Source organism: Alkaliphilus metalliredigens QYMF, from assembly GCF_000016985.1.
In the GTDB taxonomy this organism is placed as follows: domain Bacteria; phylum Bacillota; class Clostridia; order Peptostreptococcales; family Natronincolaceae; genus Alkaliphilus_A; species Alkaliphilus_A metalliredigens.
In genome coordinates, this window is the sequence record NC_009633.1 from 3,445,602 (window position 1) to 3,465,957 (window position 20,356).

Sequence of the window (20,356 nt, forward strand, 5' to 3'; positions counted from 1 at the left end):
AAAGGCGTTCACAACGAAAGGATCTATTAATCCTTTAATCGTGGACGCCATTGCCCATTGATTTAGTATATTATTGTATACAATAATATACTAAATCCCAGGATTTTTCAACCGTTTTTTTGAAATATTTTTAATTTTCTGCCAACAAGTCATCTTCTATCATAATTGCCCTAATCTCTCTTCCAAAATCTTCTTTGTGGATTGAGGATTGGCCTTGCCTTTAGAAGCCTTCATCGTTTGCCCCATTAGAAAACCAAAGGCCTGGGCCTTACCACTTTTATAATCTTCAATGGCCTGGGGATTTTTAGAAAGTATATCTGTAATGATTTTGTGAAGTTCATCGGTTCCACTAATTTGACTGAGTCCTCTTTCTTGTATTATTTCTTCAGGACTTTTATCAGTATTGATCAATTCCTCAAATACTTCTTTACCTATGGAACGACTGATTTTACCTTCATCAATGATGTCTATTAAACCAGCGAGATATTCACTTTTAATTGGTATGGCTTCCTCTTCTCTTTCCTTCAATGCTCTTAACAACTCACCAATTATCCAATTAGCCGCTTCCTTAGGATTTGTACCTAAATCCACAACCTCTTCAAAGTATTCTGCCAGTGGTTTTTGAGCAATCAATATGTCTATTTCCTTTTCGCTTAGTTCATACACTTTTAAAAATCTTTCTCTTTTTTTCTCTGGTAGCTCAGGAAGCCCTTTGCTAATGGCTTGGATTTGCTCCTCCTTAATGACAACAGGAAGTAAGTCGGGTTCAGGAAAATATCGATAATCATGGGCATCTTCCTTGGATCTCATGGGCACGGTCTTGCCTTTAGCACTATCCCACTTTCTTGTCTCTTGCTTTATTTTGTATTCCTCTCCAAAACTATAGAGCTCTCGTTGCCTCTTTTCTTCTTTTTGGATCGCTTTTAAAATCTCCTTGAAGGAGTTTATATTTTTAATCTCTACCCTAGTATTCAATTTCACTTGACCGATTTTTCGAATGGATATGTTGGCATCACATCTCAATGATCCTTGTTCCATTTTGCAATCAGAGATTTCTGCGTACTCTAATATGGCCTTTAATGCTTTCAGAAAGGTCGTTGCCTCCTGGGCGGATCTCATATCAGGTTCTGTCACAATTTCAATTAATGGTACCCCTGTTCTATTGTAATCCACCAGGGTAAGGGGTTGATCCTCCATGTGAATGAGCTTCCCAGCATCTTCCTCTAAGTGAATTCTTGTGAGATTAATCCTTTTCTGCTGTCCCGCTACATCGATGTCTATGAAGCCCTTTTCACATATAGGTAGGTCAAACTGAGAAACTTGATAGGCCTTTGGAAGGTCTGGGTAGAAATAATTTTTCCTATCAAACTTATTGATGGTGTTAATCTCACAATTCAATGCCTTTCCTGCTCTGATTGCAAGCTTAACAGCTTCCTCATTGAGTACAGGTAATGTTCCCGGTAGACCCGTACAAATTGGACATGTGTTGCCATTGGGAGGTGCACCAAATTCAGTGGAACAAGCACAAAATATTTTGGATTTTGTATTGAGTTCTACATGTATTTCAAGTCCTATAATCGTCTCAAACATGATTATTTTACCTCCCTTTGTTGTGGCATCTCTTTAAAAATCCCCAGTTCTTGCTCTAGGCCATAGGCTGCTTGTAATAATTTCTTTTCACTATAGTGGTCCCCTATCAACTGTAGACCTATTGGTAGTTTTTCTTTGCTAAATCCACATGGAATGGAGATGGCTGGCACCCCTGCAATATTCACATTAACTGTATAAATGTCTGCTAAATACATTTCCAGTGGATCCCCGGTCTTTTCACCAATTGTAAAGGGTAACACCGGAGATGTTGGGGTTAATATGACATCATAGCTTTCAAAGGCTTTTTTAAAAACATTCCTTGTTTTCTTTCTAAAGTCCATAGCCTTTTTATAGTAAGCATCATAGTACCCAGATGAAAGGACATAGGTTCCTAGCATAATTCGTCTTTTAACCTCTTTACCAAATCCCTCACTTCTAGAATTTAACATCATTTCTTCAATCCCCTCATAGACTGCTGCTCTATGTCCATAACGCACGCCATCGTATCTCGCTAGATTAGAACTGGCTTCTGCAGAAGAAATAATATAGTAGGCCGATAGTCCTGAATCTGTCACAGGTAGGGAAAATTCTTCTACCACTGCTCCTAATTGCTCTAATACTTTGATTGCTTCTTTGATTGAATCTGAAATTTCAATGTTTAATCCCTCTTGGAAAAATTCCTTTGGTATGCCTACTTTTAACCCTTTCACTCCTTTGTCCAAATCCTTTACATAATCATCCATGGGTTCTTGCTGGATACTGGTTGAGTCTAGAGGATCATTCCCTTGCATCACTTGAAGACTTAGTGCACAGTCCTTGACGGTTTTTGTAAAGGGCCCAATCTGATCTAGAGAAGATGCAAATGCAATCAACCCAAACCGTGAGACCAATCCATAGGTAGGCTTCAATCCCACAGTGCCACAAAATGCAGCTGGCTGTCTAATAGACCCTCCAGTATCCGAACCAATGGTTAATGGTGCAAACCCCGCAGCTAAGGCTGCAGCTGACCCACCCGATGAGCCTCCTGGTACTTTAGTTAGGTCCCAAGGATTTTTTGTGACCTTAAATGCTGAATTTTCTGTAGAGGAACCCATAGCAAACTCATCCATATTTGTTTTACCAATAATAATCGCTCCCGCAGCCCTTAGTTTTTTCACAATGGTTGCATCATAGGGTGGGATAAAATCTGCTAGCATTTCGGAAGCACAGCTGGTTTTAATCCCCTGGGTACACATATTATCCTTGATTGCCACAGGAATCCCCCCCAACAATCCAATTTCCTCACCCCTACTTAATTTTTCATCCAATACAGCGGCCTCCATTAAAGCACTTTCCTCACATAATGTAATAAAAGCATTGATTTTGCCATCAAGTTCTTTAATCCGATCAATATATCCTTGAACAACATCCTTCACTGTAAACTGTTTTTGTACATAACCTTTTCGAATATCCATTATTGTCATTTCTTCGATTTTCATCTCATCACTCCTCGTATATCTTGACATATTATAAAATTGCTATTCGATTACCTTTGGAATGACAATATAATTATCTTTCATTCCTTTGGCATTTTTTAATAATGCTTTTTTATTTTCAAAATTCTTTGAGATATCTTCCCTAAGAACAGATTGTGTATAGGCTTGGGAACTGAAATCTATCTCAGTTAAGTCTTCATTATCAATGCTCTCAAAATGACTTAGTATCCCTTCAAACTCATTGGCAAAGTCTATGGCCTCTTCTTCTGTAAATTTTAGTTTTGCTAGCTTTGCAATATAATTAATTGTTTCAATATTTACCTTCATGATTTTCGCCTCCTTCTAAGGTGTAATTCTATTTAAATCTCTGGGAAACAATGTGGCTTCCCTAATGTTTTCTAAGTCCAGAATTTTCATCGTCAACCTCTCAAGTCCAATGGCAAATCCACCATGGGGAGGCATCCCATATTTAAAGGTTTCTAAGTAAAAATCGAAGTCTTCAGGATTGGACCCAAACTTAATGATGTTTTCCTTTAACATTTGATAGTCATGAATTCTTTGTCCTCCTGTGGTGATCTCTAGTCCTTTATAAATTAAATCAAAGCTTTTTGTCATGCCCTCTCCTTTGTCATCGGGCATGGTGTACATTGGTCTCTTAGCTGCGGGATATTTTGTGATAAATACAAAATCACTCTTGTATTTTTCTTTAATGTATTGTGAGAGTAAAATCTCACCTTCAGCGTCTATGTTCCCAACCGGTGACTTTTTATCATATCCATCAAGTAATATTTGTTGCACTTCAGATAAAGGAATTCTAGGAATTTCATTAATATCTGCTAAATCTTTTCCAAGCATTTTTAGTTCTCTTGAACAAGTTTCTTGTAAATGCTTAAATAAGTATTTAATAAATCCCTCTTCTAAATCCATCAATTCCTCTTCATTCTCTATAAAGCCAATTTCTATATCTAGACTGACATACTCATTTAAATGTCTCCAGGTGTTATGGAGCTCTGCCCGATAGGCATGACCAATTTCAAATACAGCTTCAAATCCAGCACCCACCATCATTTGCTTATAAAATTGAGGACTTTGGGCTAAAAAAGCCCTTCTATCAAAATAGTTTACTGTGAATACTTCTGATCCACCCTCAGTACCGGAAGCAACAATCTTAGGTGTATGGATCTCCGAAAAACCTAGTCCTCGCAAATAATTTCTAAAACTCTCCACAATTTCTTCTTGAACTTTAAATACGGCTCTTTTATTGGGTCTTCTAAGGCTAATGCTTCGATGATCAAGCTGGGTCTCTAAGGCTGCATTCATTTGTCGTTGGTTGATGCTAAATGGCAACAGATCATAATAGGTTTTTCCCACAGTTCTCATGTTTTTCACCTGTATTTCAACACCTTCAGGTGTTGTTTTATTGACAACAACCTTCCCCTCTACCTCCACAGCCATTTCCAGCTTTAATCCCTTAATCATTTCTTCATCATCTAAAACTAACTGTACGATCCCTGTTTTATCTCTTAATAAAACAAAAGCAAATTGACTAAAGTTTTTGATTTTATGAACCCATCCCTTTAATAAAACCTCCGATTGAATTTGTTCTCCAAGTTCTTGTATTCGTATTCTTTTCATCACCATTTCTCCTCTCCTGAAAATTTATTTTCGATGTATTACTAAAACGCCTTCTAAAACTTGTGTACTTTTTCAACAAGCTTTTTTATGCAATAAAAAAAGTCTTTCATCCCCTATGAAGGGACGAAAGACTATATTTCGCGGTACCACCCTGATTAACGATATTATCGTTCACTCAATCAGCACGGAATAAAATATTATTCGATGCTGCCCAACTAATAACGGATTGGACCCGTCTAAGCCTACTTTCAACTGATTTCGGTTAGCAACTCAAAGATGTTTTTCAATATGGGCTTCGTATTGGTCTCTCACTGTCACCAACTCGCTTTGACTCCGTTTCCATACTTACTCTTCTTATCATCGTTTTTAAATCATTTTTTTATCCTGTTTTTTGAATATTGTATACCCATTTAATTGCTTTGTCAATAGTATTTAGCAATAAATATTAAAATATTCAAAAAACTTTATTATTTATCATTATTATTAATTTTTTCCTTACTTTTCATTATCAAGGGCAACTTTTCCCTCATCCCCATTTCGGATTCGTATAACATTAGAGATTTCAGTAATAAATATCTTCCCATCTCCAACTTCACCTGTATAAAGAACTTTTTTAGCTGTTTCTACAACTAAATCTACAGGAACCTCACAAATGACGGTTTCTATTTTTATCTTTTCTATTAATTCAGGTATATAGGTAATGCCTCTATAGTTTTCCTTTCTACCTTTTTGAACCCCACATCCTTGGACTCTTGTTAATGTCATGCCCGTTACCCCAATGTCATTTAACGCTTCTTTTAATTCATCAAACTTACTGGGTCTAGTGATAATCTCTACTTTAGTGATCTTATCTGCCATTATATCCTCTCCTTTTTATGAATCTATACATAAGCCCTATCATTTCATCAGATTGTCTACATTATCTCTTCAGTTTTTCTCAGTGGCTAAATAAACAGGTCTTGGCTGAAAATCTGCGTAGCTTTCAGTACCATGCTCACATTTATCTAATCCTTCGATTTCCTCTTCTTTCGTTACTCTTAATCCAACAGTCAATTCGATTGCTTTAAACAATATAAAGGTCGTTCCCATAGTCCATAGGGCGACAGCAATCACACCGAGGATTTGAACCCCTAATAGTTCTACTCCCCCTCCATAAAGCAGGCCTCCATCTGTTGCAAATATACCTACTGCAATGGTTCCAACGGCACCACAGACTCCATGTACGCTGACTGCACCAACTGGGTCATCTATTTTTAATACATTATCGATGAACTCAATTGCAAATACAACAACAACGCCACCTATTGCTCCTATTACAACAGCTCCAACAGGGCTAACAATATCTGTTCCCGCTGTAATGGCTACTAGCCCAGCTAATGCGCCATTTAATGTAATACTCACATCTGGTTTTTTGTACCGTCTCCAAGATACGATCATTGCTGCTATAGCTCCAACAGCAGCGGATAAGTTTGTTGTAATAAATATGTGTGCAATATCATTATAATCTACACCGGATAATGTCGAACCTCCATTAAATCCAAACCATCCAAACCATAGAATAAATACACCTAATGCACCTAAAGTTAAACTGTGTCCTTTGATTGCTTTTGACTTTCCATCCTTTGTATACTTTCCAATACGTGGTCCTATAATCATAGCTCCCATAAGTGCTGCCCATCCGCCTAGGGAGTGAACAACAGTAGAGCCTGCGAAATCATGAAATCCTAATTCTTCTAACCAGCCACCACCCCATATCCAATGACCTGCTATGGGATAGATCACCGCACCGATCACAATACTATATATAAAATAAGAAATAAATTTTGTTCTCTCTGCCATGGCTCCTGAAACAATGGTTGCAGCAGTGGCACAAAACACTGTCTGAAAAATCAAGAAAGCTTCTTTAGGAATATCTAATCCTAAATGCTCAAAGGAACCACTAGAAAGTAAATTGATTTCACCCATGAACCCTCCAGTACCTCTACCAAACATGATACCGAAGCCTATTAACCAAAAGACAAAGGAGCCTATTGAAAAGTCCATCAAATTTTTCATAATAATGTTCCCAGCATTCTTCGATCTTGTAAACCCTGTTTCTACCATAGCGAAGCCTGCTTGCATAAAAAACACCAAGGCCGTTGCCACTAAAACCCATACCGTATTGATTGCAATTGAATAATCCATACTCATCTCCCCCTCTTATCTTTTTCATTTTTTTTGTTACTAAAAATCTTCTTACTTACCATGTCAACATCTCGTTAATTTAAAGTATAACTACCCTTTTTTACTTTGAAGTCCTGCCAGCTGTACATGACTTCTTGTGAAAATAAAAAAAGCGCCGACAACCAAAAGGATAGTAATCCCTTCGATTGTAGACGCCATTGCCTACTCCAATATATTGGTTTTTTAAATATAAATAGTAGTATAATACAAAACTTATATTTTTGCAATGACTTTTTTGAAAATTTCAAATATTTTATATTCAGCTCAGTCTCAAATTCAATGTATTTTACTCAAATGATAATATGGTGTAGAATATGAATAATGAATAATGAATTATGAAGGAGTGACTTGATTTTGCAAAAGAAATATTATGAAAACCTATATGAAAAGGAATTTACCACCTCAATCATAAATACAGTTGAAAAAGAAGGTCAGTATCATGTGGTCCTTGATGAGACCTATTTCTACCCAGAGGGTGGTGGACAACCTAGTGATACCGGTACAATTGATTCAATTCCTGTCATCTTTGTATATGAGGATGAAACCCAGGAGACCATTTATCATGTATTAGAAAAAAAGCCCAATAAGCTTAAAAGGGTTACATGTTCAATTGACTGGAATCGAAGATATGACCACATGCAACAGCATCTTGGCCAGCATCTCTTATCGGCATCTATATTTGAGCTATTTAACGGTGTTACGGTTGGCTTTCATCTCAGTGAGCACTATTGTACCATTGACATCGATAAAGCAATGAATGAAACAGGTATCCTTGAGGCAGAAAAAGCTGTGAATCAATCGATTCTTGATTCAAGAAAGGTACAAGGTTTATTCCCCACCTACACTGAGTTAAAGAAGCTCCCACTGAGAAAAATGCCCCCTCAAACAACAGGTCAAATCCGAATCGTTCAAATTGAAGGAATCGATGCCACCCCCTGCTGTGGGACACATCCCCATTCAACACTTGAAGTCCAGCTCATGAAAATCACCAAATGGGAAAAATATAAGGGTGGTACTCGGATTGAATTTTTATGCGGTTCAAGGGCCATTAGGGACTATGCTTTTAAGCATGAAACAATCAAAAAAACAGCGCAGTTTTTATCTTGTAACGAAAACACATTATTAGAGAGAACAAATCAACTCCTAGAAGAGCTCCGTCAATCCAATGCTGATCGCAGATCCTTGCAGGCACAGGTTACGGATTATGAAGTCAAGGACATATTCACATCGGCTGAAAGTGTTGGAGATAACAAAATTATTAAATCAATATTCAACAACGCTGAAATGAAGCAAATCAATTCGTTGGCTTCAAAACTAGTCTCATTCCCCAGAGTAATTGTCTTATTCGGCATTAAGTCAGAGGACAAAGCCCAGCTCCTATTTATGCGCTCAGAGGAATTAACAACCATTAGTATGAAAACCCTTTTACGGGATGCAATCACTTTAGTTGATGGCAAGGGCGGTGGCAGTGATCTATCGGCCCAAGGGGGCGGCAAAAACAAAGGAAATCTGGATTCAGCAATTGAATATGCCTATCGTCAAGTAAAACAAGTTTTATAGTGTCTTTTACGTGACATACTCCCACCACCTACGCTAACACTTAGAGGTGGGGGCTTCTTGGGACATATCAGCTCATGCTGATATAATTACCAAGCTAACCCCGTCTGCCCAACGGTTTCTTCATCTATTCTAGGCTACGCCTATTATTCTACATCCTTCATTCCTTATATTGATTGCAGCGTTTATATCTCTCTCGATTACTTCTCCACAGAAACAAGTCCAAACACGCTCCGAAAGAGTCAATTCTTTATTGACCCGATTGCAGAATCGACAAAGCTTACTAGAGGGATACCATTTGTCAATGACCACAAGTTGTTTTCCCTGTTCCTTGAGCTTGTACTCTAAAAATGTTTTTAGCATACCAAATCCATTATCATTAGTTGACTTAGCAAGCTTCAGTCCCTGTGCCATGCTTCGCATATTTAGATCTTCTATCACCACTACATCATAGGCATTGGCTATCTGCCTTGATTTCTTGTGTAAGAAGTCTTTTCTTTGATTTGCTACTTTTTCATGAAGTTTAGCTACTTTTTGACGTTGCTTTTCTCTATTTTGGCTACCTTTTTTACGTTTAGATAGCTTTCTTTGTTCTTTTTGAAGTTTTTCTTCCGCTTGGCGATAATATCTAGGATAGTTGCCTCTGTCTCCTTCATTATCTACATATAGTTCTTTCGAAGAGTAGTCTAACCCTAGGGTTGTTTCCTTAGTTGCCATGACTAAATCTGTTTGTATATCAAACTCCACAAGTATGGATATATAATATTTGCCTATAGCTGTTTGACTAATGGTAGCAGACTTAATCACTGAATTTTCAGGTAATTGTCTGTGCATCTTTATTTTTATGTCCTTTAATTTAGGCACCCGAATATGACTGTTATCCATCAGTCTAATGGTTCCTTTTTGATTATTGGTGGTATAGCTTTTTTTATCTCTATGTTTGCTCTTGAATTTTGGGAATCCAATTGAGTGATCTCTAAAGAAATTACCATAAGCTGTATTTAGATTGAGCTGAGCGTTGGCAAGTGCCAGGCTATCTACTTCCTTTAGCCATGGAAATTCACCCTTATAGTTGGCAGGGGTTAGATATTTTTCTTGTTTCAATGCTAGCTTGTCATGTTTATACTCTTCATATATTTCTTTTCGATTTGAAAGCATTTGATTGTAGACAAATCGAACACATCCGAAGGTCTTTTTGATGAGTTCTTCTTGCTCTCTGTTTGGAATGATTCGATATTTATAGGCTTTATTCATGACTTTTCACCTTGGCTTTCGATATATGCTTTTATCACCTCTACCGATACGCCCCCAGTGGTCAGTAGGCAAAAACTCCTGGCCCAAAAATATTCCTTCCATAACTTTTCTCTTATGGCAGGAAACTCTTTTTTCACTAGTCTTGAACTTGCACTTTTATATGCATTGATGAATTTTGATAGTTGTGAATTAGGATGTGCCTTGAACAAAATATGTATATGATCTATGTCTCGGTTCCATTCCTGTAAGGTAATATTATAATTTGACGCAATTTTGACAAATATGGCTTTGAGTTCTTCAGAAATAGGGTGATCAATTACCCTGCGTCTGTACTTTACCACCAAAACAAGATGATAGTACATCAAGAATACCGAGTGATTATTATTATCTAATTCCATGAGTACACCTTCTTTATATGGTATATGACTGATTATGTATATTATACCATATATTAGGTCGTTTCTCAAGGGACAACAATTCATCCCCCACCTATAGAGGATAGGGGACTTCTTGTTGTATTAAGTTAAAATAATCCTTATTGAAGAAGCCCCTACTGGATGTTAATAAACCAGTGGGGGCTTCAATTTTAACTGAAGTTTTAATATACTTATGCCATTGGGAAGATCATTCTTGCCATGTAAATCACAAATACAAGACTCACGGAACTAAACAATGTAGATGTCATCACTGCCTGGGAAGCAAAATCAGGATAATTATCATATTCAACCGCAATTAATGCCGTGTTCACCGCCGTGGGTAGGGCTGATGAAATCATAACAACCTGAGCAATGATGCCATTCATGCCAAACAAATAAATAAAAATCAGGGCCAAAATAGGTCCTCCCAAGAGTCTGATGATCACAGACAAATATACCTCTTTGTTTTTGAACTCAAAGGCTGTCCTTGAAAGCTGCACTCCTAATGTAAGCAGCGATGTTGGTACCAAAGCATTTCTAGCATAATCTAGGGCAGGCCAAATAGCTACCTGTGTCATATCATAGGGTATTGTTTTTAAAATCAATGCCAAAGGTACTGCATAAATGGTTGGCATTCCTAAAACCTTCCCCAGGGATTTTTTCCAATCGGTATTGGCACGGCCAGCATTTAAAAAGCCAATGGTGTTGGCAGTGATATTTTGCACAACTAACATCATAATCTGTGCAGTCAATGCCAGCTCTAAATAAGGTGTTTGACCGTTTATGACAAAGGGGACACTACTAAATACCAATGTGATCAAAGGAATACCTATATTGCCTGCATTAAAGAATATTGCCGAATTGGTAAATGCATTTTTTAGTCCTTCATCATAGCCACGTATTTTTGAGGTCAATGAAGCAACTGACATATTGATACCCATAATCAAAACAGCAGTAACCACCACTTTGATCATTTCAACAGGGATTTTTGTCGTATACAAATTTACAAAAGTAAAGGCCGGGACAAAAATGTAAAAATTGAATTTTGTTAATGTTTGTATATTCAAATCAAACTTTTTGTTCATCAGATAGCCAAGTGTAATTAACACAAGGATGGGCGTAATATTATTAGTTAGTATAAATAAAAATACATTCATAGATTTGTACCTATTCCTTTCTCAGTTTCAATAGTCATAAACAAAATTATACCCCGGATTCTGCTTTTTGGCAAACCACATTTGAGAAAATTGCATCATTCATCTTTACGAACCTAGTGATCTATTGCGAGATAATATCTTTCAATATTCACATGAAATTTAAAAACATAATTTCCTAGACATCAGGAAAAGCTCATAATCCTGTGATTTACCAGTCCTATGAGCTCTCAATCCTGTGTGCTACATATGTTTATTTTTCTTATGATTATTTACTCCCTAACCGATATTCTCCAACTGCTTCTGATAAAGCGGAGAGCATACCCGTATAAACTTACTCACATAGAAATTCCAATTATCTAGTATCCTCTTAGCCTGTACACTGCCTGTATATTGAAGATGCAGGTTGATTAAATCTTTGACTCTTTGAATATCCTGTGCGTTTATCAATGGCTCAACATCAACCATTTCTCGATTGTAATTATCACTGTATTTATTCTTTTCATCCAGAATATATGCAATCCCCCCACTCATACCAGCTCCGAAGTTTTTGCCGATTGGACCAAGAACAAGGACAACTCCTCCAGTCATATACTCACATCCATGGTCCCCAATCCCTTCTACCACTGCCACTGCACCACTGTTTCGAACACCAAACCGTTGTGCAGCACCACCCGCAATATAGACTTCACCAGAGGTGGCTCCATAAAGCAGTGTATTCCCTGCAATGATATTTTTACTAGGATCAAATGTTGCTTTTCGAGGAGGGACAACAATAATTTTCCCCCCGGAGAGTCCTTTCCCTAAATAGTCATTTGCATCGCCCTCAAGTGTCAGGGTTAAACCCTTGGCTGCAAAAGCACCAAAACTTTGTCCAGCTGAACCCTCCAGACGAACGCTGATGGTATCATCAGGAAGTCCAGCATCTCCATAGGCCTTGGCAATTTCACCGCTAATCATTGTACCAAAGGCTCGATCTGTATTTCTTATTTCTAAGACATGCTGGGTTCTCTCTCCATTTTCCAAGGAATCTTTTGCGTCCTCGATTAGCTTTTTATCTAAGACATTTATAATTTTATGTTTTTGACTGATCACTCGTTTACCCACAATACGGGAAGGTAGCTCTGGTCTATATAAAATAGAAGATAAATCAAGGTTCTTCAATTTCTTTTGATCAGTTTGTTTTTGTTCTAACACATCTACCCTTCCAACCATTTCATCTATGGTTTTAAATCCTATTTCCGCCATAATTTCACGAATTTCCATTGCCACAAATGTTAAATAATTAATTAAATGATCAGGTTCACCTATAAAACCTTCCCGCAAATCTATTTCTTGGGTGGCAATGCCTACAGGACATTTGTTTAAATGACACTGTCTACACATTTTGCATCCTAGAGCAATCAAGGGTGTCGTAGCAAAACCATATTCTTCAGCTCCCAATAAAGTGGCAATCACCACATCTCGTCCTGTTTTCATCTTGCCATCTACCTGTAGTGTGATTCTACTTCTTAGGTTGTTTAACAACAATGTCTGCTGGGCTTCAGCAATGCCTAATTCCCAAGGCAGTCCGACATACTTCATAGAGCTGATTGGTGATGCCCCACTACCTCCATCATGTCCACTAATCAACACGAAATCTGCAAAAGCCTTCGCAACCCCTGCCGCAACGGTTCCAACTCCAGTTTGAGCAACTAATTTCACTCCAACTGTCGCTTGTGGATTGACGTTTTTCAAGTCAAAAATCAATTGTGCAAGATCTTCAATTGAGTAAATATCATGATGGGGTGGTGGAGAAATCAAGTCAATTCCTGGTGCCGAGTGGCGTACCTTTGCAATTTCTGGGGTCACCTTATCCCCGGGCAAATGACCTCCTTCACCTGGTTTCGCTCCTTGTGCCATTTTTATCTCTATTTCATGACAATGGGCTAGATAATTTGCTGTGACACCAAATCTACCCGAAGCAACCTGTTTCACTTCACTTGTCATATTTTCTCCATCAAATCCCAGTTTGTATCTACTTGGATCCTCTCCTCCTTCGCCACAATTGCTTGTTACTCCTACTCGATTGGCGCCAATAGCCAAGGTCTCATGGGCTTCCGTACTTAATGAACCAAAAGACATCCCAGAGATTCTAAATCGTTTTAGAATCTCTTCTACTGACTCGACCTCTTCTATTGACACACTTTTTCTTTCCTTGAATTTCAATAGCCCTCGAAGTGTGGTTATGTTTACATCTTGCCCATTAACTTGATCTGCGTATAGGTTATAGGTCTCTCTATTATTTTCTACACATGCTTTTCTCAGATTACTGACGACCTTTGGACTAAATGTATGATATTCCCCCTTCGGGTTCCACTGGATTTCTCCCCCGACATCTAGTTGCTGAAGTTGCTGATAAGCACTCTCTTGTCTTATCAACACTTCCTTTACGATACCACCTAATCCGATACCAGAAAGCACTGCCGGTGTATCAGTAAAGTATTGATCAATCACATCTTGTTTGATTCCAATTGCTTCAAATATCTGAGCCCCACTGTAGCTTTGTAGTGTTGAAATACCCATCTTTGAAATGATCTTTAAAAGTCCTGAGCAAATTGCTTCAATATAGTGACCAAAGGCTTCTTCAGTATTTTTAACACCCTTCACACTTTTCTTATTTTCCACCATATATGCAATGGTTTCAAATGCCATGTATGGGTTCACAGCCTTGGCACCAAATCCTAGCAACAGTGCCATATGCATTGCATCCCGTGCATCACCTGCTTCTATCATAATATCAACAGAGGTTCTAAGCTTCTTTCTAACTAAATGATGATGTACCGCTCCCAGGGCTAATAAACTAGGAATAGGTGCATTGTACATATCTATATTTCGATCACTTAAAACAATAATATTATATCCGAGTTTAACATTTTCCTCTGCACGCTTACATAAATAATCTAATGCTTCCTTTAATCCATTATCCTCATGATCTGCTTGAAAAACAGTTGGTATGGTAATGGCTCTAAAATCTTCAGTATTAAGTCCACGTATATTCTCTATCTGGGAATTTGTTAAAATAGGATGTGCCAGCTTAATATATTTATTATCGGTATCTGTCTCAATTTTGTCTAATAGCCTCCCATATTTTCCAATAAACTGAATGAGGGACATAACCGATTCTTCACGTATCGGATCAATCGGTGGATTGGTTACCTGGGCAAATTTTTGTTTGAAGTAGTTAAATAATAATTGAGGCTTCTCTGACAAAATAGCCAAAGGTGTATCCACACCCATTGAACCAATGGGCTCTTTCCCATGCTCAGCCATATGAGCAATGACTTTTTTTAGTTCTTCCTCTGTAAATCCAAAGACCAAGTGGTTTTTATGCAGGGTTTCATAATTCATTTTCTTTGGTTCATAGGGTTGCTCTATATCCTTAAGAGTCATGCGATTTCGTGATACCCATTCTCCAAAGGGGTGTTTATTCATGGCCGTTGATTTAATTTCATCGTTTGAAACAATTCGTCCTTCCTTTGTATTTACTAGTAATATTTTTCCCGGTTTTAGGCATCCCTTTTTCAACACCATTTCCACCGGGACATCTACCACCCCTATTTCGGATGCCATAATAATCAGATCATCCTTTGTTGTTAGATAACGAGCCGGTCTCAATCCATTTCGATCTACCGTTACCCCTACATTGACGCCATCAGTAAAGGTTATGGTTGCAGGACCATCCCAGGGTTCCATTACCCTTGCATGGTACTCATAGAAGTCTCTTTTTTCCTGTGGCATTTTAATGCCTTTTTGCCATGCTTCAGGGATGAGCATCATCATTGCATCTTCGATTGCGTGATCATTCTTCACCAATAGCTCTAATACATTATCGATTGATGCCGAGTCACTACCACCAGGCTCGATGATTGGTAATATCTTCTTGAAATCATCTCCAAAACTTTCAGAATGCATGACACCCTCCCTTGCATTCATCCAGTTTATATTCCCTCTTATGGTGTTAATCTCTCCATTTTGGGCAAGGTAGCGAAATGGCTGTGCCAGTTTCCATGAGGGAAATGTGTTGGTACTATATCTTTCATGAACAAGTGCAATGGCAGTTATTACCCTTTCATCTAATAAATCTACATAAAATTCCTCAAGCTTATACCCTAGTATTTGTCCTTTATATATGATGGTTTTACTACAAAGAGAGCATACATAAAAATGATCTGTATAGGGCTTCTGGGCACTCCTCACCTCTTGTTGCGCTCGTTTTCGTACAACTAAGAGCTTCTGTTCAAACAGGGCTTTGCTTTGCCCTTTTCGAGCAAGGAAAAACTGTGCCACCACAGGTCTAGTTGCCTTTGCAGATTCACCACATCCAGCCTCATCTATGGGTACTTCCCTCCAGCCCAACAGGTTTTGCTTTTCCTCTCTGATGACTCTTTCAATCACGCCTTCGCAAAAGAGTCTGGCATTTGGATCTCTAGGTAAAAAAATCATACCCACAGCATAGTCTCCAGGATCAGGTAAGTCTATATTCAATGCTTCAACCTCTTCCTTAAAAAAATCCTGGGGAATCTGAATCAAAATACCCGATCCGTCACCAGTGGTGGCATCTGCTCCTACTGCACCTCTATGCTTGAGACTCTTTAATATTTGTAGTCCTTGTTTTAAAATTTCATGGTTTTGATGCCCTTTTATATGTGCAATAAACCCAAGTCCACAGCTATCTTTTTCCATACTAGGATCATACAATCCTTGTTTTTCAGGTAATTCAAATCTTTTCATTTATGTTTTCCTCCTTAGTAGATAGTATTAATTCACTCACTCACTCTCTTATCTTCATATAAAGACTAGTAATTGAATTAAATTATATTAACTAATTCATTTTTCTAAATTTTCTTTCAATTTGGTTTAAGTAATATTCTATCATAATTATTCATTGCATTCAATATTTTTTTGTGATTTTTTTGTGATTTTTTAATATAAATTAGATTAAACTCCAGCTAATTCAATGAAAACGTTGCCATTCGATCAAGTCCAACTAAAGTGTATATTTATACTGTTTGCATGAATTATAATTCATATAAGCTCATCTATATTTTCAATCTAAAAATCATCAGCATCTTTTTTTTCCTAGATGACAGATTTCATTTTTCCTATTTCATAACCTAATATTCTTGTGGTGACACCTTTTTTTCTTTATTTAATGCTCTTCTGCTCATTTAAAATGAGATTTATTAAATTTTTAATTGCTTTATACCATCATCTTGTGTTAGAATCATATTTAAATAATTTCATAGAATTGGATGAAGATAATGGGATAAGATATTAAACCGTTATTGGACGAGCCTCTGGAGAGACTCATAGGAGCACCGAAGGGGAAAGCCATGTATTTTGGTCAAACTCTCAGGTAAAAGGACAGGGGATTTTTGTTTTAATGAATAAGTCATTATTTATGTTGCTTTTTTTGCAGCTCCAGTGGCGGTTTACTATTAAAACATAAAATCTTTATTCTCCAGAGACTAAATTATTCAGTTTAGTCTCTTTGTATTTTTTGCAATGTGATCCACCACTTATACTTAATCAAAGGAAGGGGAGGTTATTAAAATGAAAGCATTTATAACCGTTATCGGAAAGGACAAAATAGGCATTATTTATGGCATTTCTTCTGTACTTCAAAAAAGTAGCGTTAATATTTTAGATATAAACCAAACACTTTTGCAAGATACCTTTACAATGGTAATGCTTGTAGATTTACAAGAAATGAACATTGAATTCAAAGAATTAAAAGAAAAGCTACAAGATTCCGCTCATACAATAGGTGTGTCAGTTAGAATTCAACAAGAAGCTATATTTAATTCAATGCATGTTATTTAATACACAAGGAGATGAACAATATGATCAATTCACAGAACATAATGGAAACAATTAATATGATTGAAAAAGAAAAGCTTGATATTAGAACAATTACAATGGGGATATCACTTTTAGATTGTTGTAGTAGCGATGGTAAAAAGTCTAGAACTAAAATCTATGATAAAATCACAAGACTTGCTGAAAATTTAGTCAATGTTGGAGATATGATTGAAACAGAATATGGCATTCCAATTATTAATAAAAGGATATCCATCACGCCAATTGCTCATATTGCACAATCTTGTGGTGATCATGATTATGTGGAATTTGCTAAAACCTTGGATCAAGCAGCAAAAGCTGTTGGTATCAACTTCATTGGTGGTTTTTCAGCCCTTGTACAAAAAGGGTATACCAAGGGAGATAAAATACTAATTGACTCAATTCCCGAAGCATTGGCTACTACAGAAAGAGTTTGCTCATCTGTCAATATTGGTTGTACAAAATCCGGCATTAATATGGATGCGGTTAGAGATATGGGAGAAATTATCAAGAGAACAGCTTATTTAACAAGGGATCAAGATAGCTTAGGATGTGCAAAACTTGTGGTTTTTGCCAATGCCGTAGAAGATAACCCTTTCATGGCTGGTGCTTTTCACGGTGTCGGTGAAGGCGAATGTGTTATCAATGTTGGCGTAAGTGGTCCTGGGGTTATCAAATCATCCATTGAAAATTTAAAAGGAGAAAGCTTCGATGTGATAGCTGAAGCAATTAAAAAGACAGCTTTCAAAATCACACGTATTGGTCAACTTGTAGCCAATGAAGCTTCCACTAGACTTGGCGTACCCTTTGGAATAGTAGATCTGTCCCTAGCTCCTACTCCTGCAGTTGGTGATAGTGTGGCACGAATTTTAGAGGAAATGGGTCTTGAAAGTTGTGGCTGCCATGGAACAACTGCTGCTCTAGCCCTCCTCAATGATGCCGTAAAAAAAGGTGGTGTCATGGCATCCTCACATGTGGGTGGTTTAAGCGGTGCTTTCATTCCAGTAAGTGAAGATGAGGGAATGATCAATGCAATAAAAGCAGGTTCATTAAACCTAGAAAAATTAGAAGCCATGACATGCGTATGCTCTGTTGGTCTAGATATGATTGCAATTCCTGGAGATACCCCTGCATCGACTATCTCTGGAATTATAGCTGATGAGGCTGCCATTGGTGTGGTCAATAATAAGACCACCGCCGTTAGAATCATCCCTGTACATGGTAAAGTCCTTGGGGACGAAGCTGTATTTGGAGGATTATTAGGAAGGGCTCCAATCATGGCTGTCAGCAAGTTTTCAAGCGCAGATTTTATTAATCGAGGAGGTAGAATTCCAGCGCCTATCCACAGTTTTAAAAATTAATTCAGCTTAATTTCTACCATACAGTCAACTCACAATAAAAGCACCAAAATAAAAGAACGAGAAACCTACATCAAACCAGGTTTCTCTTCTTTATTTATGGATTAAGACATCTCAAATAAAGTAACTAAAGACAATCCTTTACTCCATAATCAAATCCTTGATATCAGCCCCCGGTGGAACCATGGGTAATACCAGTTCATCTCGATCAATTTCACAGTTGATGACCACTGGTCCCTTGATTGCCATGGCTTTTTTCAAGACATCCTCTACCTCTTCATTTTTGGTAATATTAAATCCTGTGGCCCCATAGGCCTCTGCAAGTTTAACAATATCTGTTTTTCGATCTAAAGTTGTATTAGAAAACCGTTTTCCATAAAACATTCCCTGCCATTGCCTTACCATGCCTAGTACATGATTGTTAAGCACAATGACTCTAATGGGTAAATTATAGTGTACTGCAGTGGCTAGCTCATTGCAATTCATATAAAAGCAACCGTCTCCAGCTATATTAAATAATTGTCGCTCAGGCAATCCGATCTGCGCACCAATACAGGCTCCCAAGCCAAAGCCCATTGTTCCCAGTCCCCCAGAGGTAATAAAGGAGCGTGGTTGTGTAAACTTGTAAAATAGTGCTGTCCAAATTTGGTTTTGCCCAACCTCCGTAGTAATAACCGCATCCTCCGCTGCCAATTCTTTCACTTTTTCAATGACAAATTGAGGTTTTAGGGTTGTGTTTTTTTCATAGGTCAGGGGATAATCCCTTTGCCAAGCCTTAATTTTCTCAGTCCATTCTTTTCTCTCTTGTTTTTCTAGCCGAGGGTTTAAATCTTTTAATACCTCCGTAATGGTTCCAATAATTGAATAATGAGTTCGAATATTTTTATTGACCTCAGCAGGATCAATATCAATCTGTAATATTTTTGCCCCTGGAGCAAAGCCTTCCACCTTTCCAATGGCCCTATCACTGAATCGAGCCCCAACTGCAATAATCAAATCGCATTCTGTGGCAGCCATGTTTGAGGCCTTGGTGCCATGCATTCCCAATAGACCTGTGAAAAGCTCATGGGTAGAGGGAAATCCCCCTAAGCCCATCATGGTAGAAGCCACCGGAGCTTGCACTTTATCAACAAAGTCTTTAAATGCTTCCGCAGCTCCAGAGCGGACAACGCCACCCCCCATATAGATGAGGGGTCTTTTAGCTGTCTTAATCATTTGAATTGCACTTAATAAATCTTCCTCTGGTATAGGTGCTGACACGGTCTCGATTGGTCGGGGAGCCTCATAGATATACTCAGCCACTTGCGCTGTGATATCCTTAGGCACATCCACCAATACCGGTCCTGGCCTTCCTTCCTGGGCAATATAAAAAGCCTTTCTAAGGGTAGACGCTAATTCATTGATATCCTTAACAATATAATTATGCTTTGTAATGGGCATGGTAATACCAACAATATCGACTTCCTGAAAGCTATCTCTCCCCAGTAAGGCCAAGGGTACATTGGCGGTGATGGCCACCATAGGAACGGAATCCATATAGGCTGTGGCAATGCCTGTTACCAAATTAGTAGCTCCAGGTCCTGATGTAGCAAGGCATACCCCCACTTTTCCAGTGGCTCTGGCATAACCATCAGCTGCATGGGCTGCTCCCTGTTCATGGGCCGTCAAATAATGATTGATCTGATCCTGATATTTATATAGGGCATCGTAGATATTGAGTATTGCACCTCCTGGATAACCAAATACAGTGTCAACACCTTGCTCTATCAAACATTCTGCTATGATTTCACCACCTGTTCGTTGCATATTAC

Annotated in this window: 14 protein-coding genes, 1 riboswitch and 1 other annotated feature; of the genes, 3 read left to right on the forward strand and 11 right to left on the reverse strand. The window is 38.0% G+C overall.

Annotated features, from left to right (window positions below):
- Positions 1–159: 159 nt before the first annotated feature.
- The 6 genes from gatB to AMET_RS16665 all read right to left on the reverse strand — a co-directional run bounded on the left by gatB (position 160) and on the right by AMET_RS16665 (position 6,884).
- The gene (gene gatB, locus AMET_RS16640; protein ID WP_012064478.1) at positions 160–1,590 is read right to left on the reverse strand and encodes an Asp-tRNA(Asn)/Glu-tRNA(Gln) amidotransferase subunit GatB; all 1,431 of its coding nucleotides are present in this window, start codon (positions 1,588–1,590) and stop codon (positions 160–162) included.
- 2 nt (positions 1,591–1,592) lie between these two features.
- Entirely contained in the window at positions 1,593–3,068 is a 1,476-nt protein-coding gene (gene gatA, locus AMET_RS16645; RefSeq protein WP_012064479.1) for an Asp-tRNA(Asn)/Glu-tRNA(Gln) amidotransferase subunit GatA, read from the reverse strand.
- Between the two features lie 39 nt (positions 3,069–3,107).
- Positions 3,108–3,392 (reverse strand): Asp-tRNA(Asn)/Glu-tRNA(Gln) amidotransferase subunit GatC, encoded by a 285-nt coding sequence (gatC, locus tag AMET_RS16650; RefSeq protein WP_012064480.1) that lies wholly within the window; start codon positions 3,390–3,392, stop codon positions 3,108–3,110.
- A gap of 15 nt (positions 3,393–3,407) precedes the next feature.
- A complete protein-coding gene (gene aspS, locus AMET_RS16655) occupies positions 3,408–4,700 on the reverse strand; it encodes an aspartate--tRNA(Asn) ligase (RefSeq protein WP_041721788.1) in 1,293 nt (430 codons plus the stop codon).
- A 116-nt stretch (positions 4,701–4,816) separates the two neighbouring features.
- Positions 4,817–5,070: a binding site (T-box leader), on the reverse strand.
- A gap of 125 nt (positions 5,071–5,195) precedes the next feature.
- The gene (locus tag AMET_RS26600) at positions 5,196–5,558 is read right to left on the reverse strand and encodes a P-II family nitrogen regulator (protein WP_012064482.1); all 363 of its coding nucleotides are present in this window, start codon (positions 5,556–5,558) and stop codon (positions 5,196–5,198) included.
- Between the two features lie 69 nt (positions 5,559–5,627).
- Positions 5,628–6,884, reverse strand: coding sequence for an ammonium transporter (locus AMET_RS16665; RefSeq protein ID WP_012064483.1), 1,257 nt, complete (start codon positions 6,882–6,884; stop codon positions 5,628–5,630).
- A 393-nt stretch (positions 6,885–7,277) separates the two neighbouring features.
- Between AMET_RS16665 and AMET_RS16670 the strand changes: the two genes are divergently transcribed.
- The gene (locus AMET_RS16670) at positions 7,278–8,483 is read left to right on the forward strand and encodes an alanyl-tRNA editing protein (RefSeq protein WP_041720960.1); all 1,206 of its coding nucleotides are present in this window, start codon (positions 7,278–7,280) and stop codon (positions 8,481–8,483) included.
- A 129-nt stretch (positions 8,484–8,612) separates the two neighbouring features.
- On the opposite strand, the gene AMET_RS16675 is transcribed toward AMET_RS16670, so the two are convergent.
- From AMET_RS16675 to gltB, 4 genes are all read right to left on the reverse strand, one after another.
- Positions 8,613–9,734: an RNA-guided endonuclease TnpB family protein gene (locus AMET_RS16675; RefSeq protein ID WP_012064485.1), complete on the reverse strand. Its 1,122-nt coding sequence runs from the start codon at positions 9,732–9,734 to the stop codon at positions 8,613–8,615.
- Positions 9,731–10,132 (reverse strand): IS200/IS605 family transposase, encoded by a 402-nt coding sequence (gene tnpA, locus AMET_RS16680; RefSeq protein ID WP_041720962.1) that lies wholly within the window; start codon positions 10,130–10,132, stop codon positions 9,731–9,733. The genes AMET_RS16675 and tnpA overlap by 4 nt, the downstream gene beginning before the upstream one ends.
- 209 nt (positions 10,133–10,341) lie before the next feature.
- The gene (locus tag AMET_RS16685) at positions 10,342–11,307 is read right to left on the reverse strand and encodes an AEC family transporter (protein WP_012064487.1); all 966 of its coding nucleotides are present in this window, start codon (positions 11,305–11,307) and stop codon (positions 10,342–10,344) included.
- A gap of 276 nt (positions 11,308–11,583) precedes the next feature.
- Entirely contained in the window at positions 11,584–16,077 is a 4,494-nt protein-coding gene (gene gltB / locus AMET_RS16690; RefSeq protein ID WP_012064488.1) for a glutamate synthase large subunit, read from the reverse strand.
- A 556-nt stretch (positions 16,078–16,633) separates the two neighbouring features.
- Positions 16,634–16,724, forward strand: a riboswitch (glycine riboswitch).
- A gap of 175 nt (positions 16,725–16,899) precedes the next feature.
- Here gltB and AMET_RS16695 point away from each other — a divergent pair.
- Positions 16,900–17,169, forward strand: a complete 270-nt coding sequence (locus AMET_RS16695) for an ACT domain-containing protein (protein ID WP_012064489.1) — start codon at positions 16,900–16,902, stop codon at positions 17,167–17,169.
- Between the two features lie 20 nt (positions 17,170–17,189).
- A complete protein-coding gene (locus AMET_RS16700; protein WP_012064490.1) occupies positions 17,190–18,548 on the forward strand; it encodes a PFL family protein in 1,359 nt (452 codons plus the stop codon).
- A gap of 138 nt (positions 18,549–18,686) precedes the next feature.
- On the opposite strand, the gene ilvB is transcribed toward AMET_RS16700, so the two are convergent.
- Positions 18,687–20,351 carry a biosynthetic-type acetolactate synthase large subunit gene (gene ilvB, locus AMET_RS16705; RefSeq protein ID WP_012064491.1) on the reverse strand — a complete coding sequence of 555 codons (1,665 nt, stop codon included), beginning with the start codon at positions 20,349–20,351 and terminating at the stop codon, positions 18,687–18,689.
- Positions 20,352–20,356: the final 5 nt, after the last annotated feature.

Coding starts and splice junctions, on each gene's coding strand:
- gatB (WP_012064478.1), bottom strand. CDS start 1,590: ATGTTTGAGACGATTATAGGACTTGAAATACATGTAGAACTCAATACA.
- gatA (WP_012064479.1), bottom strand. CDS start 3,068: ATGAAAATCGAAGAAATGACAATAATGGATATTCGAAAAGGTTATGTA.
- gatC (WP_012064480.1), bottom strand. CDS start 3,392: ATGAAGGTAAATATTGAAACAATTAATTATATTGCAAAGCTAGCAAAA.
- aspS (WP_041721788.1), bottom strand. CDS start 4,700: ATGAAAAGAATACGAATACAAGAACTTGGAGAACAAATTCAATCGGAG.
- AMET_RS26600 (WP_012064482.1), bottom strand. CDS start 5,558: ATGGCAGATAAGATCACTAAAGTAGAGATTATCACTAGACCCAGTAAG.
- AMET_RS16665 (WP_012064483.1), bottom strand. CDS start 6,884: ATGGATTATTCAATTGCAATCAATACGGTATGGGTTTTAGTGGCAACG.
- AMET_RS16675 (WP_012064485.1), bottom strand. CDS start 9,734: ATGAATAAAGCCTATAAATATCGAATCATTCCAAACAGAGAGCAAGAA.
- tnpA (WP_041720962.1), bottom strand. CDS start 10,132: ATGGAATTAGATAATAATAATCACTCGGTATTCTTGATGTACTATCAT.
- AMET_RS16685 (WP_012064487.1), bottom strand. CDS start 11,307: ATGAATGTATTTTTATTTATACTAACTAATAATATTACGCCCATCCTT.
- gltB (WP_012064488.1), bottom strand. CDS start 16,077: ATGAAAAGATTTGAATTACCTGAAAAACAAGGATTGTATGATCCTAGT.
- AMET_RS16695 (WP_012064489.1), top strand. CDS start 16,900: ATGAAAGCATTTATAACCGTTATCGGAAAGGACAAAATAGGCATTATT.
- AMET_RS16700 (WP_012064490.1), top strand. CDS start 17,190: ATGATCAATTCACAGAACATAATGGAAACAATTAATATGATTGAAAAA.
- ilvB (WP_012064491.1), bottom strand. CDS start 20,351: ATGCAACGAACAGGTGGTGAAATCATAGCAGAATGTTTGATAGAGCAA.